Origin of the sequence: Tistrella arctica, from assembly GCF_039630945.1 — a bacterium.
Taxonomy (GTDB): Bacteria; Pseudomonadota; Alphaproteobacteria; order Tistrellales; family Tistrellaceae; genus Tistrella; species Tistrella bauzanensis.
Genome location: NZ_JBBKTV010000049.1, coordinates 1 through 255 on the forward strand (window position 1 = coordinate 1; position 255 = coordinate 255).

The window sequence follows — 255 nt, forward strand, 5'->3', positions numbered from 1 at the left end:
GCGGATCATCGACCGTGAAGGTCAGCGTGTCACCCGCATCCGGGTCGCTCGCCGTCACCGTGCCGATCACCTGTGCGTCTTCACGCACCGTGGTGTTCGACAGCACCGGCGCGGTCGGGGCCTCGTTCACATCGCCGACCGCGATCGTCACCACCGCCGAGCGCGCGCCCTCGATCGTGGTCGCGGTCAGCAGCAGGGTCAGACGGTCCGCCGCCTCATGGTCCAGCGACACGCCGTCGCGCAGCTTCAGAACCT

At 69.0% G+C, this 255-nt stretch carries 1 protein-coding gene; it reads right to left on the reverse strand.

Annotated elements, in window-relative coordinates:
* The coding region (locus WG924_RS28130) for a hypothetical protein (RefSeq protein WP_345936346.1) at positions 1-255 on the reverse strand (255 nt) is incomplete at both ends.